This is a genomic window from Bacillus sp. EB106-04-02-XG92, assembly GCF_058791995.1.
The window spans coordinates 307,416-323,057 of sequence record NZ_JBYTEA010000002.1 but is presented as its reverse complement, the minus strand read 5'-3'; the positions used below and the strand labels follow the sequence as shown (position 1 = coordinate 323,057).

General features: G+C 36.3%; 14 protein-coding genes. All 14 read left to right on the top strand.

Annotation, left to right across the window (positions count from 1 at the left end):
• Position 1 precedes the first annotated feature (1 nt).
• The 14 genes from rfbB to AC3WVA_RS07580 all read left to right on the top strand — a co-directional run bounded on the left by rfbB (position 2) and on the right by AC3WVA_RS07580 (position 15,553).
• Positions 2–1,024: a dTDP-glucose 4,6-dehydratase gene (gene rfbB, locus AC3WVA_RS07645; protein ID WP_492321845.1), complete on the top strand. Its 1,023-nt coding sequence runs from the start codon at positions 2–4 to the stop codon at positions 1,022–1,024.
• 140 nt (positions 1,025–1,164) lie between these two features.
• The gene (locus AC3WVA_RS07640; RefSeq protein ID WP_098344823.1) at positions 1,165–2,553 is read left to right on the top strand and encodes a glycosyltransferase; all 1,389 of its coding nucleotides are present in this window, start codon (positions 1,165–1,167) and stop codon (positions 2,551–2,553) included.
• Complete coding sequence (gene cps2T, locus AC3WVA_RS07635) at positions 2,554–3,711, top strand: beta 1-4 rhamnosyltransferase Cps2T (RefSeq protein WP_098344822.1); 1,158 nt, start codon at positions 2,554–2,556, stop codon at positions 3,709–3,711.
• A gap of 146 nt (positions 3,712–3,857) precedes the next feature.
• Entirely contained in the window at positions 3,858–4,772 is a 915-nt protein-coding gene (gene tagU / locus AC3WVA_RS07630; RefSeq protein ID WP_098344821.1) for a polyisoprenyl-teichoic acid--peptidoglycan teichoic acid transferase TagU, read from the top strand.
• A gap of 98 nt (positions 4,773–4,870) precedes the next feature.
• The gene (locus tag AC3WVA_RS07625) at positions 4,871–5,689 is read left to right on the top strand and encodes an SGNH/GDSL hydrolase family protein (RefSeq protein WP_492321844.1); all 819 of its coding nucleotides are present in this window, start codon (positions 4,871–4,873) and stop codon (positions 5,687–5,689) included.
• A gap of 89 nt (positions 5,690–5,778) precedes the next feature.
• Positions 5,779–6,771 carry a UDP-glucose 4-epimerase GalE gene (gene galE / locus AC3WVA_RS07620; RefSeq protein ID WP_001084646.1) on the top strand — a complete coding sequence of 331 codons (993 nt, stop codon included), beginning with the start codon at positions 5,779–5,781 and terminating at the stop codon, positions 6,769–6,771.
• A gap of 121 nt (positions 6,772–6,892) precedes the next feature.
• Complete coding sequence (locus AC3WVA_RS07615) at positions 6,893–7,564, top strand: response regulator transcription factor (RefSeq protein WP_461300498.1); 672 nt, start codon at positions 6,893–6,895, stop codon at positions 7,562–7,564.
• Positions 7,565–7,575: 11 nt separating this feature from the next.
• On the top strand, positions 7,576–9,006 hold the full coding sequence (locus AC3WVA_RS07610) for a HAMP domain-containing sensor histidine kinase (protein ID WP_098344818.1): 1,431 nt from the start codon (positions 7,576–7,578) through the stop codon (positions 9,004–9,006).
• Positions 9,007–9,072: 66 nt separating this feature from the next.
• On the top strand, positions 9,073–9,855 hold the full coding sequence (locus AC3WVA_RS07605) for a DUF3919 family protein (RefSeq protein WP_349302667.1): 783 nt from the start codon (positions 9,073–9,075) through the stop codon (positions 9,853–9,855).
• Complete coding sequence (locus tag AC3WVA_RS07600) at positions 9,852–10,886, top strand: ABC transporter substrate-binding protein (RefSeq protein ID WP_492321843.1); 1,035 nt, start codon at positions 9,852–9,854, stop codon at positions 10,884–10,886. Before AC3WVA_RS07605 ends, AC3WVA_RS07600 begins: the two co-directional genes overlap by 4 nt.
• Positions 10,887–10,905: 19 nt before the next feature.
• Complete coding sequence (locus AC3WVA_RS07595; RefSeq protein ID WP_071758498.1) at positions 10,906–12,240, top strand: MFS transporter; 1,335 nt, start codon at positions 10,906–10,908, stop codon at positions 12,238–12,240.
• Between the two features lie 243 nt (positions 12,241–12,483).
• The gene (locus tag AC3WVA_RS07590) at positions 12,484–13,677 is read left to right on the top strand and encodes an efflux RND transporter periplasmic adaptor subunit (protein ID WP_048528089.1); all 1,194 of its coding nucleotides are present in this window, start codon (positions 12,484–12,486) and stop codon (positions 13,675–13,677) included.
• A complete protein-coding gene (locus AC3WVA_RS07585; RefSeq protein ID WP_016085521.1) occupies positions 13,674–14,354 on the top strand; it encodes an ABC transporter ATP-binding protein in 681 nt (226 codons plus the stop codon). Before AC3WVA_RS07590 ends, AC3WVA_RS07585 begins: the two co-directional genes overlap by 4 nt.
• The gene (locus AC3WVA_RS07580; protein ID WP_071758495.1) at positions 14,351–15,553 is read left to right on the top strand and encodes an ABC transporter permease; all 1,203 of its coding nucleotides are present in this window, start codon (positions 14,351–14,353) and stop codon (positions 15,551–15,553) included. Before AC3WVA_RS07585 ends, AC3WVA_RS07580 begins: the two co-directional genes overlap by 4 nt.
• The last annotated feature ends 89 nt before the right edge of the window (positions 15,554–15,642 follow it).

Sequence of the window (15,642 nt, the reverse complement as noted above, 5' to 3'; positions counted from 1 at the left end):
GTTGGAAAAAAAGAAAGTATTAGTTACAGGTGGCGCAGGATTTATTGGGGGTAATTTTGTTCAGTATATGGTAAATAAATATCCCCAGTACCATATCGTTAATTTAGATGTATTAACATATGCTGGAGATTTAACAAAACATAAAGATATTGAGAATAAAGATAATTATTCATTTGCTAAAGTTGATATCGTAGACCGTCAGGCGGTAACCCAACTATTTGAACAAGAAAAATTCGACTATGTTGTTCATTTTGCTGCAGAAAGTCATGTCGATCGTTCAATTACTGAACCTGAAGTATTTATTAGCACAAATGTATTAGGGACACAAGTGTTATTAGATGCAGCAAAAGAGTATGGCATTACTAAATTTGTTCACGTATCAACAGATGAAGTATACGGTGAATTAGATTTTGATCCAACTACATTCTTCACAGAAGATACACCTTTACAACCAAATAGCCCATATAGTGCAAGTAAAGCTTCTTCTGACTTATTAGTTCGAGCATATCATGAGACATTCGGTTTACCAATTAACATTACACGCTGCTCAAACAATTATGGACCATTCCATTTCCCAGAAAAATTAATTCCATTAACAATTTCACGTGTATTAAATGATGAAAAGGTTCCTGTATATGGGGACGGTAAAAATATTCGCGACTGGTTACACGTTATTGATCATTGCGCTGCAATTGATTTAGTTATGCATGAGGGTGCAAATGGAGAGGTTTATAATGTTGGTGGACATAATGAGCGTACAAATTTAGAAGTAGTAAAAACTATTATTAGTATACTTGGCAAATCGGAAGAACTAATCGAGTTTGTTCAAGATCGACTAGGTCACGATAAGCGTTACGCAATTGATCCGACAAAACTAGAGGAATTAGGTTGGAAACCAACTTACACATTTGAAACAGGAATTGCTCAAACAATCCAGTGGTATTTAGATAATGAAGAATGGTGGAAAGCAATTGTATCGGGTGAATACAAGAGCTATTTTGCGAAACAATATACAAATTTATAAGCAATAGGGGCTATTAATATTAAGCATCATTTAATAGAATGATTTTGAGATGAAGGTGATAGATTTTATTACCTTCATTTTTTTATAAATAATAACATGGGACATTTATAATCCCGTGGTGAAACTAGGGAGAGAACAAATTGAAAATATTGCATATTTCACTGGGATTACCACCGTATCGCACAGGTGGGTTAACAAAATACTCAGTAGATTTAATGCATTCACAAGGACAAGAACATCAAGTATTTCTTTTGTATCCGGGGAAATTTACCTTTTCGAAAAGGACAGCTATTAAGAAGAATAAACCATATGGAAGTATATCGGTATATGAATTAGTGAACCCTTTACCGGTTCCTTTATTAAATGGGATTAATCAACCTGAACATTTTATGAAGGAAATAGATCATAAGATATATGAGGAATTTTTAATAGAAGTAAAACCAGAGGTAATTCATGTACATACCTTGATGGGGATACACAAAGAATTTTTTGAAACGGCAAAGAAATTAAATATAAAAATTGTATTTACTACACATGATTATTTTGGTCTTTGTCCAAAAGTAAATTTGATGGACTCAAAAGGTAACATTTGTAATGATTTTGATGATGGGAGAAGCTGTATAGAATGTAATGTGAATGCATTAAGTCTTCCGATGGTTCATGTGATGCAATCGTATCCATATCGTTATTTAAAAGATAGTAGTATCGTAAAATCGCTTAGAAAAATTAAAAAGAATCAAACTAAAAATAATACTATAGCTACTAGTGTAGAACGAGAAATCGAAGAAGTAGATGTGAATTTAGCGACGCATTATATAGAATTACGCGACTATTATTTAACAATATTCAAATTGATAGATTATTTCCATTTCAATAGTTCTATAGCAAAAGAGCAGTTTGAAAAATATCTTAATGTGAGCGGAAAGATAGTTTCTATTAGCCATCAAGATATTTCTGATTATCGTCAAGAGCGTCGTGTTAAAAAAAGAGACAGTTCAGTAGTTAAATTAGGGTATTTAGGGCCTATAGATACTTATAAAGGTTTTTATTCTTTGAAAGATAAATTGGATTCTTTAAAGGAAAAGGGATATACTAATTGGCACTTAGGGGTTTATGGCGACTTTGTAAATGATCCAGACATTTATAATCCGGAATATTTCACCTTTTATGGCCGATATAGTTATAGTCAATTAAAAGATATTTTTAGTGAAGTTGATTTACTAATTATCCCTAGTGTTTGTAAGGAAACCTTTGGATTTATTGGATTAGAAGCGAAATCGTATGGCGTTCCAGTCATGGTCTCTGAATATGTTGGTTTCAAGGACTTAGTACAAGATGGAGAAACTGGCTTTATATATAAAGTAAATAAGCATGATTTTATTGATAAATTATCGATGATTCTTGACGACACTTCATTATTAGATTATGTAAATGAAAATTTATTGAAATTGGATTTTCCTCATTTAATGAAGCAACATACTAAAGAAATAATAAACCTGTATCAAGAGGTAAGAGCGGGAGAAGAATAGATGAAACACGTATTTATTATTGGATCGAAAGGAATCCCAGCTAAGTATGGGGGATTTGAAACATTTGTAGAGTATTTAACAGAACGTAGGCAAAGTGAAGATATTCAGTATCATGTGTCTTGCTTAGCGGATAACAATGAAGAATTTGAGCATAATAAGGCGAGATGCTTCAATGTGAAGACACCTGAAATTGGGAGTGCGAAAGCTGTAGCATATGATATATTGAGTTTAAGAGAGTGTATTAGTTATATAAAAAAAAATAATCTTAAAAACTGTATTGTATATATACTCGCATGTCGTATTGGTCCATTTTTCTCTTTCTATAAAAGGAAATTAGAAAAAATGGGTGTTCAAGTTTTTGTAAATCCAGATGGGCACGAATGGAAAAGAAGTAAATGGAGTCCAGCTATTAGAGCTTATTGGAAAATATCTGAAAATCTAATGGTCAAGCATGCTGATTTACTGGTATGTGATTCTAAAGGTATTGAGTCTTATATTCAAGAGGATTATAAAAAGCATGAACCAAAGACAACATTTATTGCTTATGGTGCAGATGTTACAACTTCTTCTTTAAATGAAGATGACAGCACATTAATTGAATGGTATAAGAAACATGATGTAGCTGCGGGTGAATATTATTTAGTAGTTGGTCGTTTTGTTCCAGAGAATAACTATGAGTTAATGGTTCGTGAATTTATGAAATCCAATTCTAAAAAGGATTTTGTTATTATTTCTAATGTTGAAGAAAACCAATTTTATCAAGAATTATTAACAAAAACGAATTTTAATAAAGATCCTCGCATTAAATTCGTTGGTACTGTATATGACCAAGATTTGTTAAGAAAAATTCGTGAAGATGCATTTGCTTATTTCCATGGACATGAAGTGGGTGGGACAAACCCATCATTATTAGAGGCGTTAGCGTCTACGAAGTTGAATTTGCTTTTGGATGTAGTATTCAATAAAGAAGTTGGCGAAGAAGGTGCGGTTTATTTCTCTAAAGAAGAAGGTGCTTTAGCTAATTTAATCCAAGAAGTAGAGGCTTATTCTGAAGATGAAATTGATAAGTTAAGTAACAAAGCTAAAAATCGAATTATTCACGAATATTCGTGGGAGAAAATAGTGAATGATTATGAGAGTTTATTTTTAAATTCTTAATATATAAACATGTATGCCTTCTATTAACGAGATAGTAGAGTAGCATTTAGTTTACAAGCCATTTACAAGTTATGTGTATATCCGTATAGTATTATATGGAATGAAATTTATAATGTTAAAATTGTTACCCGAAAGAAGGAAAAACGATGAAGAAAAAGATTCTATTCTGGATTCTAGGTATCATTGGCGTTCTTGTTATTGCTGGTGGTGTATATGCATATACTGTATACTCTAATGTGTCTAATGCGTTAAATACAGTACATAAGCCTTTAGAGCGTGATAAGTCGGATAAGCGAGATAAGGAAGTAAATATTTCGGATAATAAACCTATATCTATTTTATTAATGGGTGTAGACCAAGAAGATAACGGAACAGGTAGATCAGATTCACTTATGTTATTTACTTTAAATCCAAAAACAAAATCTATGAAAATTACAAGTATCCCACGTGATTCTTATACAGAAATTGTTGGTAAAGGTAAAAAGGATAAAATCAACCACGCTTATGCTTTCGGTGGCATTGATATGACTGTAAAAACAGTAGAGAATTTTCTAAATGTACCAGTCGATCATTACATTGAAGTAAATATGGCTGGATTCAAGGATATTGTAGATGCTGTTGGAGGTGTCGATGTAAATAACGATTTGGAGTTTACATCGAGGGATCAACATTTTGCTAAAGGTAATATCCATTTAAATGGTGAAACTGCATTAAAATATACTCGTATGCGTTATGAAGATCCACGTGGTGACTTCGGCCGCCAAATGCGTCAACGTCAAGTTATCCAAGCTGTAATTAAAAAGGGTGCAAGTGTATCTTCTCTAGCAAGTTACGGTGATGTATTAAAAGCAATTGAGAAAAACGTTAAAACAAGTTTAACTCAGGATCAAATGTTTGATATTCAAAAGAACTATAAAGATTGCATGGAGAATAGTGAAGAAATCCAAATCCCAGGTGACGGCCACAAAGCTGCTGATGGTATTTGGTACTACTACGTTCCAGATGCAGCGAAACAAGATATTACGAATAAGTTAAGAGCGCATCTTGAATTGACTAAGTAATATGTAATAACCCAACTCCTTTGGTAGGAGTTGGGTTTATTTTTGCATGAATTTATATTAATATTATATGTTGTGAGATTAATAGATGAGGTGAATCGATGAATAAGAAAGCAGTACTTGTCCTAGTTATTTTTGTATTGTTTGTCGCTTCGATTGTGAGCGGTAAATTGTACTGGAATAAGAAGATTGCAAATGCGACGGGACAGACGAGTGAAGTAACGAAAACGAAGTCTGAAGTGAAAGATAGCGGAGCGGAGAAAACAGAGAAAAAACAAGATGCAAAGTCATCTTTTGATGAAGCATATGCGAAGAATTTACCAGATGAAGTGAAAGAGAAGTTAAAGAAAGCTGCTGAGGATAAGAAGGTAGTAAATCTTGTTATTGTTGGTGATGAAGCTTCTTCATCTGAAAAAGATGCTTGGGCAGCTAAGTTAACGGCTAATTTAGAAAGTGCTTATGGTAAAGGTTTATGGAATGTGACGGTAAAGGAATATAAGGGTGAAAGCACAGACGAGTTAATCGCAAATAAGCGTGATAAAGAGATTGCGAAAGAAAATCCAGATGTGATTTTATTCGAACCACCATTTATTACTGACAATGGTAAAACTGGTAATGGAAACTCAGTTCCGAGTACGCAGAAATTTGTACAAGCACTTTCTACTAGTGCAAAGGGTGCTACGATCATGATTCAACCACCAAACCCAGTGTATGGTGCGAAGAATTATCCGAAGGCAATTGAAGCATTAAAACAATTTGCGACGCAAAACGGTTATACATATGTGGATCACTGGGGAGCATGGCCTGATGCATCAACGAAGGCTATCTTGCCGTATTTAACAGAAGAATTCGGTTTCCCAAGTGCTAAAGGGCATGAAGTTTGGGCACAATATGTAACGGATTATTTCGTTGCTAAGTAATAAAGGTACACAAAAGGTATACGAGCAATCGTATACCTTTTATAATAAGTAAGTGAGTAAGAAATCCTAATATATGTAGGAGGAAGACAATGAATTCAATTCTAATCTGCGGCGGAGCTGGTTATATCGGTTCTCATGCTGTGAAAAAATTAGTAGATGAAGGTTTATCTGTTGTAGTAGTAGATAACTTACAAACTGGTCATGAAGATGCAATTACGGAAGGCGCGAAGTTTTATAATGGAGACCTTCGTGATAAAGCATTTTTAAGAGATGTTTTTACACAAGAAAATATTGAGGCTGTTATGCATTTCGCAGCTGATTCTTTAGTTGGAGTTAGTATGGAGAAGCCTCTTCAATATTATAATAACAATGTGTACGGTGCACTTTGTTTATTAGAGGTAATGGATGAGTTTAAGGTAGATAAGTTTATTTTCTCTTCTACTGCGGCAACGTATGGTGAGGTAGATGTAGACCTTATTACTGAGGAAACGATGACAAATCCAACGAATACATATGGAGAAACGAAGTTAGCAATCGAGAAGATGCTTCATTGGTATAGCCAAGCTTCTAATTTACGTTATAAGATTTTCAGATACTTTAACGTGGCTGGTGCAACGCCAAATGGTATTATTGGAGAAGATCACCGTCCAGAGACGCATTTAATTCCTCTTGTATTGCAAGTGGCGTTAGGTCAACGTGAGAAGATTATGATGTTTGGTGATGACTATAATACACCAGATGGTACTTGTATCCGTGATTATATTCATGTTGAAGATTTAGTGGCAGCTCACTTCTTAGGGCTTAAAGACCTACAGAACGGCGGAGAGAGTGATTTCTATAACTTAGGAAATGGTAATGGTTTCAGCGTGAAAGAAATCGTTGATGCAGTTCGTGAAGTTACAAATCATGAAATTCCTGCTGAAGTAGCGCCGCGCCGTGCGGGAGATCCAGCACGTTTAGTTGCTTCTTCTCAGAAAGCGAAAGAGAAGTTAGGATGGGATCCTCAGTATGTAAATGTGAAGACAATCATTGAGCATGCTTGGAATTGGCATCAGAAGAAACCTAATGGGTATGATAAATAAAATATAATAAGTGAAAGAGGGGTATTGTCGTTCAACATATGTTCGACAATACCCTCTCTTTTTTTATAAGATTTTTGCTATACTAAACTGTACTATAATCTCGGATGGAAGGAGGAGAATCATGAAAATACTTGTAGTTGATGATGAATCGAGTATTCGTAATTTGATTCGGATGCAGCTTGAGATGGAAGGGTATGAAGTGCTCACGGCGGCTGACGGGAGAGAAGCTTTAAAGAAATGGAATGAAGCGCCGGATGTATTAATTTTGGATGTTATGCTTCCAGATACAGATGGGTATGAGTTGCTTCGTTTGTTCCGCGAGAAGAATAGGGATATTCCGGTACTCATGTTAACTGCGAAGAGTCAGATGAATGATAAATTGCTTGGCTTGCAGCTTGGTGCAGATGATTATGTGACGAAGCCATTTAATTATGCGGAGCTTATTCTTCGGGTTAAGAATATGACGCGGCGTGTGAAGAAGAAAGAGGTAACGGTAAGTCATGAAGTAATCGGAGCGGGAGAGATAACGATCTGTCCTAAGGAAAGAAAAGTGCATGTTAGTGGAGAAGAGATTCAGTTAACGTACCGAGAGTTTAATTTATGTCAGTTGTTTGTTTCGAATCCGCAGCGTGTATTTATGAGAGATGAGTTACTTGAGAAAGTATGGGGATTTGAGTATATCGGAAATACGAGAGCGGTTGATATTATGGTGCAAAGACTGCGGAAGAAGCTAGGGAATAGCGGGGAATATATTAAGACAATTTATGGCGTTGGCTATAAACTGGATTGTTAAGTGGTGATGGTATGTCTTTAAAAAGAAATATGGTGTTTGGAATAGTTGGACTGTTAATCCCGATTTTTGTTCTGTTGTACGCAGTTGTTTATATTACGTTAGAAAAGAATATGTATCATAACGCGGCAAATTCTTTGGAGAAGTTAAGTGTAGAAGCACAAATTTATACGATGAATTATTTAGAGAAGGAAGCAGAGGTTGAGACGCTCGGTCCGAATTCACTTTTAATTGCTTCGTATTTAGCGAAGCGCATGGATGTCCGTGTACAGATGATCGGGAAGAATGGAGATGTTGTTGCGGATACGCAAAAGGGAGCGCTTCTTCACCGGAATATTGATATTGAGAGTTCTTTGAAGGGGAAGAAATCGTATGTGTTTGAAGAGGGAGACCCGGCTCCAATTCTTTTGTTTTCAAGCCCGGTGTATTATGGAAACGATGTCATTGGTAGTGTTCGCTTTATAAATGAGTTAACGGGTGAGAAGGAAGTTTTAACAAATGTTGGTTGGACGTTTTTAATGACGTCTCTTTGCTTAGTAGCTGCGGGTATTTTCTTTGCAATTCGTTTGGCAAAGTCTCTTCATAAGCCGATTGATCAATTAAGGCAAATGGCGCAAAGGCTTGCGAATGGTGATTATAAAAGTAAGATTGAGCTAAATGAATATGTAGAAATTGCTCAGCTTTCAGCATCTTTTAATGCGATGGCCGATGGAATTGAATTGCATATTAAGCAATTGAAAGAGGAGAAAGAGAAGCAGAAAGATTTCTTAGACCGTATTACGCATGAGCTAAAAACACCGCTAACGGCGATTATTGGCTATGTAGATTTAATTCCGAAGTTAAAGGCGAAGGAAGATGTACAGGAGAGCCTACGTTATGTGGCTGTAGAGAGTGAGCGTTTATTATCACTTGTAGAGGAATTACTTCAGTCTTCAAAGTACGGGACGAGTACGTTTGAAGTGTCACCTACAGTTGTGAATATAAAGGAATTAGCAGAAGAAGCAGTTTCAATTGTGAAGCCTCGCTTGCAGAAATTCGAGATTGAAGTGATAAATGAGTTAACAGATGTACATGTTGTTGCGGATTTCGATAAGACGAAACAGATCTTCTTAAACGTGCTGGATAATGCGATAAAATATAGCGATGCTACGCAAATTCGTATGAATGTAATTGTAAATGAACGTGAGGCAAAGGTTTTTGTTCATGATGACGGCATTGGTATAGATGAAGGTGTGCTTGCAGAGTGGAATGAATCACCAGAAGGGAAGATACTGCCTTCTAGTTACGGGAATGGTTACGGTTTGTATATTTGTCAGGAGATTATGAATAAGCAGGGCGGAAGCATGCGAATTGAGAGTAGTGAAGAGGTTGGTACTACAATATTTATTACATTCTTGCTTCCGAGACGGATGGAAGACATAAAAAACTTGAAAGCGGTTAAATGATACATTTATGAAACAATTATGCGGTATTTTCGAAACAACGTTTTTTTATCTTGGAGGTAGGCAGAAATGAAAAGGCTATCATTTCAAATTCTTATGTTTGTCCTTTGTATAATCTTTTCTCTTATTTTGTTTTATGTAATGGAGAAGCAAATATATAATCAAATCACAATAGTGGATGACAAACAAACTGTTTTACAAAGGGTGAATGAATCCCTGCCTACCGAAATGAAGGTTAGGCATGAAAAGTGGGGAGAAATTGTTATAACGGATGAAGTTCGTTTGCATACGATTGTTTCATTCTTTGACCGAATTCAAATAGAACCGAGAGAAGCTAAGAATCAAGAACAAGTATTTACTGGAGAAGTAACGTACTTGAATGGACATAAACGTACTTTTGCAGTAGGTGACTTGTTCCAGTACGGGGCTGATATGTACGGAAAGAATGGTACGGATCCAATGATTTCAGCATTCCAAACGTATTTATTAAGCCTGTATTACACGCCAGAACGTATTCGTGACTTTTTTGCATCAGCACAGGATGTCATAGTACGCCAAGGTGATGTAGAACGTGTGATGAATGTTACGCACATACTCGATTCGATTCGGCAGGCAAAGCAAATTACAGATTACGGAGAAATACAGAAATTATTACAATCACAGAATGAACCGATTGCTTATATTACCGCTTATAAAACAGGGAAGCGTATAAAGAATAAGCGAGAAGACATTCTTACTATTTCTGTGTATCCGTCGTACTTTGTTGTGCAATATCTCGGTGATAACAATGGGAATGTCATGTATATGAAAAGCTCCCTCGCAAATGTATTTGTAAAGGAGAATGTGTCATGAGAAAGATAGCCTTTTTCTTCTTTTTGCTAGTAATTGGAGGAGCGATGTCTAGTTGCTCTCGAGATACAACCTCTATTAAATATAATAAAAGTGGTCTCCCTATTTTAGATGATCGTCATCTTGTTGCGTATGTAGCGGCACGCGAGGAAGTTGGTGAAGCTTTGCTTTCATCATTTTGTAAACCACGCGGTTGTACGTATGAATTTATTCGTCTTTCGACAGAGGAGCTTCTTCGGAGGGTAGAAGAGGAAGCTGGAAATCCGAAAGCGGATATTATTATTGGTGGTACGGTAGACGCGCATCAAATGATGAAACAAAAAAATCTATCTATTCCTGTTACAAGTCAGCATGCGAATCGTATTTCAAAAACTGTGAAAGATAAAGACGGTTATTGGTACGGTTATGAAGTGGAGAAACTGGCAATTGCAATTAATAAAGAGCGGTGGAATGAAGAAATAGCACCGCTTGGAATTCCTTATCCATCAAGGTGGCAAGATTTATTAAATCCAGTATATAAGGGAAAGGTTGTTATGCCAGATCCAAATGTATCAGGAACAGCATATACGTTTTTTCAATCACTTATTGATACTGTAGGTGAAGAGGAAGCGAAGGAATATGTGAAGGACCTCGCAGGACAAGTTGGTGAAGTAACGGTGAATGGTTACATACCAGTAGAACTTGTTGCGAGCGGTGAGTATATGATAGGCATCAATTTCATGGGAGACCAAAGAATGCTTCAAAAACAAGGCTTTCCAATTGTAAGTATTGTACCTGAGCAAACAGGGTTATCTGTTAATGCGATTTCGAAACTAAAACGTGCACCGAATGGTATTATTGCGGATTTATTTATTGATTATTGTTTATCAGAAGAAGCGGGTCACATTTTAGAAAAAGTTTCGTTTGGCGTACCAATGATGTTTGCGAAGAATGAGAAAGAAATAGAAGGACAGCCAGTTAGAAGAACAAACCAAAATATATCAAATAGCGGAATAATCGAGATATGGAATGGACAGCGTCTCTCTCAGAAGTGAGAAAAGGAGACGAAAGAATATGTTTAAATGGCTCAAGCCAGCACCTGCAATTGAAAGATTGCCAGCGGATATGATCGACCGTGTATATAAATTACTACGTATTCGTGTGTTAATCGGGATTTCAGTTGGATATGCTGCTTATTATTTAGTTCGTAGTAACTTTACGTTATCAAGTACGTATTTAGTGGAAGAATTCGGATTTAGTACAGCTCAAATTGGTTTGCTAGGTTCAATCATGGCAATTGTTTATGGATTTAGTAAGTTCTTTATGGGGAATTTATCAGATAAAGCTTTCGCCCAGCGCTTTATCGCAGTCGGTTTATTTTTATCAGGGCTTGTAAATATTTGTTTCGGTTTTGCATCGTCATTTGGGATGATTGTTACATTACTTGTGCTAAATGGTATTGTACAAGGTATGGGAGCACCACCTTGTAGTATTGTTATGACGAAATGGTTTTCGAAGAAAGAACGTGGTACGAAAACAGGTCTTTGGAATATTTCACATAACGTTGGCGGAATGCTTGTGCCACCACTTGTCGGAATTGGTGTAGGTATTTTCGGTGAAAATCATTGGCAAGGCGGCGTGTTTATTTTCCCTGCGATTATCGCAATGGTAATTGCAGTTCTTGTTTGGATTAATGCGAAGGATACACCAGAATCAGAAGGTCTTCCTCCAATTGATGAGTATCGTAATGACTATGAAAATCTTGAAAAAGCAGATAATGCTAACAAGATGTCACCAAAAGAAATTTTAATGAAGTATGTAGTGAAAAATAAATTTGTATGGTTCTTATGTATTGCGAATGCATTTGTTTATTTAATTCGCTTCGGTGTTATTAACTGGGTTCCACTTTATTTAACGACAGTTAAAGGTTTCTCAAAAAATGAAGCACACGCGGCGTACGCAATCTTTGAAGGTATGGCAATTCCAAGTTCATTAATCGTTGGTCTTTTAAGTGATAAATTATTTAAAGGAAAACGTATGCCATTATGTATCATTAGTATGGTCGGAGTTGTTATTGGTACGTTTGTATATTGGCAAGCAACTAGCATACTTGTTGTAAGTATTGCTGTTTCTATTATCGGTTGTTTAATTTATGTACCACAGTTCTTAATCGGTTTAAGTGCGATGGAATTAGTACCGAAATTTGCAGTAGGTACGACAGTTGGTATGTGTGGTCTGTTCGGTTACGTAGGCGGAAGTCTTGTAGCAAACGCAGCAATCGGTATTATTGTCGATCGTTCTGGCTGGGACGGTTGCTTTATCTTACTATTAACAGGTGCTATTTTATCAACAATCTTCTTGTTCATCGTTCAACGTGGACATGAGAGAAAAGCTCCTAACGCAGCGTAATATTGTGTTTAAAAAGCTATCCAATTATCATTTTGGATAGCTTTTTTTTTATATTAATATAATCTTTCCTTAAATCTATCTTAAAAGACGATATGTCATATTTCTAATCATTGGAATTTTTGTTACAATATAAATGGATGTGTAAAACTTTGTAAAAAGAATGTAATAATATGTAATTTGTTTTCAGAAAGTTTTATACAATTTTTATATTAAACTATTAAGTTATAAAAAAGGAGAGAGACTATGGTACCAAATACGGTTCGTACTCCAAACAAGAAGAAAAAATGGATTATTATCGGGGTTATTGCACTAATTGTTATTGTAGCAGCAATTAATATTTTTGTAATGCAAGGGAAGAAGAAAGGTGCAGCAACAACGGCTGATGCTGTGAGTTTTGAGAAGGTAACGGAGCGAAAGCTTAATAATACGAAGCTGATTTCTGGTCAGGTGAAGCCTGGAAATATTGAAAGTTTTTATGCAGATCCAACTAAAGGAAAAGTGAAAGATATTGAAGTAAAAGAAGGACAAGAGGTAGAGAAAGGTACGAAGTTATTCTCTTATGATAATGAAGAGATTAATTTGCAAATGAAGCAAGCTGAGCTTGATCAGAAGATGGCTGATATGCGTTATGATCAAGGGAAAAAGAAGATTGATTCGCTGAAGAAAGAAATTAAGAAAGCGAAAGATAGCGGAGCTGGGAAAGAAGTAACAGATCCGATGGAAGAGCAAGTAAGTGAGCTGGAGATAGCTCAAAAGACAACTGATCTTGAGAAAGAAAAAGGGAAGTTGCAGAAAGAGGAGTTAAGTAAAAAGCAAAAAGAGCTTACGATTTATAGTAATTTTGCTGGTGTCATTCAAAAGTTAGATAAAGATGCGGCGCAAAGTTCATCTCAAGCTTTAGGTGGTCAAGGGAAAGCATTTTTACAAGTGGCTTCTAAAGATCCGTTCCAAATTCAAGGGACGTTAACTGAACTTCAAAAGTCACAAATTCAAAAGGATCAAACATTCACTGTAACTGCGAAAGCAAATAATAAGAAGAAGTGGACAGGTAAGATTACAGAGGTAAGTGAATTCCCAACGAGTGCAGAGATGGCTCAAGCTGGTGGTATGGGTGAAGCGACTCAAAACATGTCTCAATATACATATAAAGCAAGTCTCGATAGTCAAGATGGTTTATCTCCAGGTTATCACGTTTCTCTGCAAGTAAATTTAGAGAATAAGAAGATGATTGCTGTTCCGACTAAGAGTATTGTAGAAAAAGACGATGATGCATTTGTTTATGTTGAGGATAAAGGAAAACTTCATAAACAAAATGTGAAAAAAGGTTCTACTGATGGAGACTGGACAGAGGTTGTAGAAGGCGTAACAGTGGGGCAAAAGGTGGTTAAAAATCCTTCCGACAACGTGTATGACGGAATGGAAGTGAAAGAGAAATGATTACGTTAAATAATATTGCTAAAACGTATTATCAAGGAAAATTGGCAGTGCCGATTTTGCACGGTATTAGTTTAACGATTCAGGGCGGTGAATTCGTTTCGATTATGGGACCGTCTGGTTCTGGTAAATCAACGCTTATGAATATTATCGGTTGTTTAGATCGTCCAACAGAAGGCGAATATATGCTGAATGATGTGAATATCTTAACAGCAGATGAGTCAAAGCTTGCTTTAATTCGTAATGAATATATTGGTTTTGTGTTTCAGCACTTTAATTTGCTGCCGCGTCTTTCAGCAGTGGAAAATGTTGAGCTTCCGCTCGTATATGGCGGCGTGAAGAAGGCAGAGCGTCGTAAGCGTGCGTTAGAGGCGTTAGGTAAAGTTGGATTAGCGGATCGCGTGCATCATTTACCGAATGAATTATCAGGTGGACAGAAGCAGCGTGTAGCAATTGCAAGAGCGATTGCGAACAATCCAACGTTCATTATGGCCGATGAGCCGACTGGTGCGCTTGATACGAAGTCTGGTGAGCAAGTTATGGATATTTTCACGAAGCTTAATGCAGAAGGTACAACGATTGTTATGGTTACACATGAAGAGGAAGTAGCAGCGTATTCTTCTCGCCGCATTGTACTGCGAGATGGGAAAATTACAGAAGATAGAAGGTGTGCGGTATGAGTTTACTAGATAGTATAAAAATTGCCCTATCTTCTATTTTAGCTCATAAACTGCGTTCAGCTCTTACGATGCTCGGTATTATTATCGGGGTAGGTTCTATTATTACTGTCGTTGCGATTGGGCAAGGCGGGGAAGCGATGCTGAAGTCGAAATTCGCAGGTTCTGGTGGTAATAACCTGATGCCAATTCAATTTAAGCCAGATATGAATGATGAGTTTGCTATAGGCGGATTTGAAGTACCAAAATTAACGGAAGAAGATATTATGGAAGTAAAACAAGTGAAAGATGTTTCACATGTTATTACGACAAATTCGACGACAGAGATACTGGATGTAAATGATAAAAAAGCAAATCTGAATGTTATTGGTCTTGATAATGAATATTTTGCAGTTAATAAAGTAAAGGTCGTAAAGGGACGTACTTTAGGTGAATCAGATATTTCTCATGCAAATAATGTTGTGATGATTAGTACAAAAACAGAGGAGACGCTATTTAAGGACGTAAACCCAGTTGGACAAATTATTGAGATGAAGGGGCAGCCAATGCAAATTATTGGTGTGTATACATCTGATAATGAGTTTATGGGATTTGAAATGGAAGAAGCGTTAATCCCCCTTACATTATGGCCTGTTTTATTCGGAACAGATGATATTCAAAATATCGCAATTCAAGCTAAAAATGTAGACGATTTAGAAGCAGCTGGGAAACAAGCTGTTGATGTATTAAATAGTCGTAAGCCAAGTGAAATTCCAGGTAAATATGAACTGGTGAACTTAAAAGAATTCCAAGAAAATGTTTCTAAAGTTACAGGCATTATGACAATGATTATCGGTGGTATCGCTGGTATTTCATTAGTCGTTGGTGGTATTGGTGTTATGAACATTATGCTCGTATCTGTAACAGAACGTACGCGTGAAATTGGAGTACGTAAAGCACTTGGAGCAACACGTAGTAAAATTTTATTACAGTTTTTAATTGAAGCAGTTATGTTAACACTGCTAGGTGGTTTAATCGGAATAGGTCTTGGATATGGCGGAGCATATATTGTTTCCACATTTGCGAAATGGCCACCACTCGTTTCATGGGAAGTTGTCGTTGGAGGCGTATTATTCTCTATGACACTCGGTATTATTTTCGGATTAATTCCAGCAAACAAAGCTGCGAAATTAGATCCAATTGAAGCATTACGTTATGAGTAATTAATAGTGTAGTAGAACTACACACTACCGTTCTAGTGGGCGGTTCGTAGCCTCTATATGAGGAAGTGAACCGCCCGTTAGAACGGGTT

Coding starts and splice junctions, on each gene's coding strand:
- AC3WVA_RS07600 (WP_492321843.1), top strand. CDS start 9,852: ATGAGAAAGATAGCCTTTTTCTTCTTTTTGCTAGTAATTGGAGGAGCG.
- AC3WVA_RS07585 (WP_016085521.1), top strand. CDS start 13,674: ATGATTACGTTAAATAATATTGCTAAAACGTATTATCAAGGAAAATTG.
- AC3WVA_RS07580 (WP_071758495.1), top strand. CDS start 14,351: ATGAGTTTACTAGATAGTATAAAAATTGCCCTATCTTCTATTTTAGCT.
- AC3WVA_RS07595 (WP_071758498.1), top strand. CDS start 10,906: ATGTTTAAATGGCTCAAGCCAGCACCTGCAATTGAAAGATTGCCAGCG.
- AC3WVA_RS07605 (WP_349302667.1), top strand. CDS start 9,073: ATGAAAAGGCTATCATTTCAAATTCTTATGTTTGTCCTTTGTATAATC.
- cps2T (WP_098344822.1), top strand. CDS start 2,554: ATGAAACACGTATTTATTATTGGATCGAAAGGAATCCCAGCTAAGTAT.
- tagU (WP_098344821.1), top strand. CDS start 3,858: ATGAAGAAAAAGATTCTATTCTGGATTCTAGGTATCATTGGCGTTCTT.
- AC3WVA_RS07615 (WP_461300498.1), top strand. CDS start 6,893: ATGAAAATACTTGTAGTTGATGATGAATCGAGTATTCGTAATTTGATT.
- AC3WVA_RS07610 (WP_098344818.1), top strand. CDS start 7,576: ATGTCTTTAAAAAGAAATATGGTGTTTGGAATAGTTGGACTGTTAATC.
- AC3WVA_RS07625 (WP_492321844.1), top strand. CDS start 4,871: ATGAATAAGAAAGCAGTACTTGTCCTAGTTATTTTTGTATTGTTTGTC.
- AC3WVA_RS07590 (WP_048528089.1), top strand. CDS start 12,484: ATGGTACCAAATACGGTTCGTACTCCAAACAAGAAGAAAAAATGGATT.
- galE (WP_001084646.1), top strand. CDS start 5,779: ATGAATTCAATTCTAATCTGCGGCGGAGCTGGTTATATCGGTTCTCAT.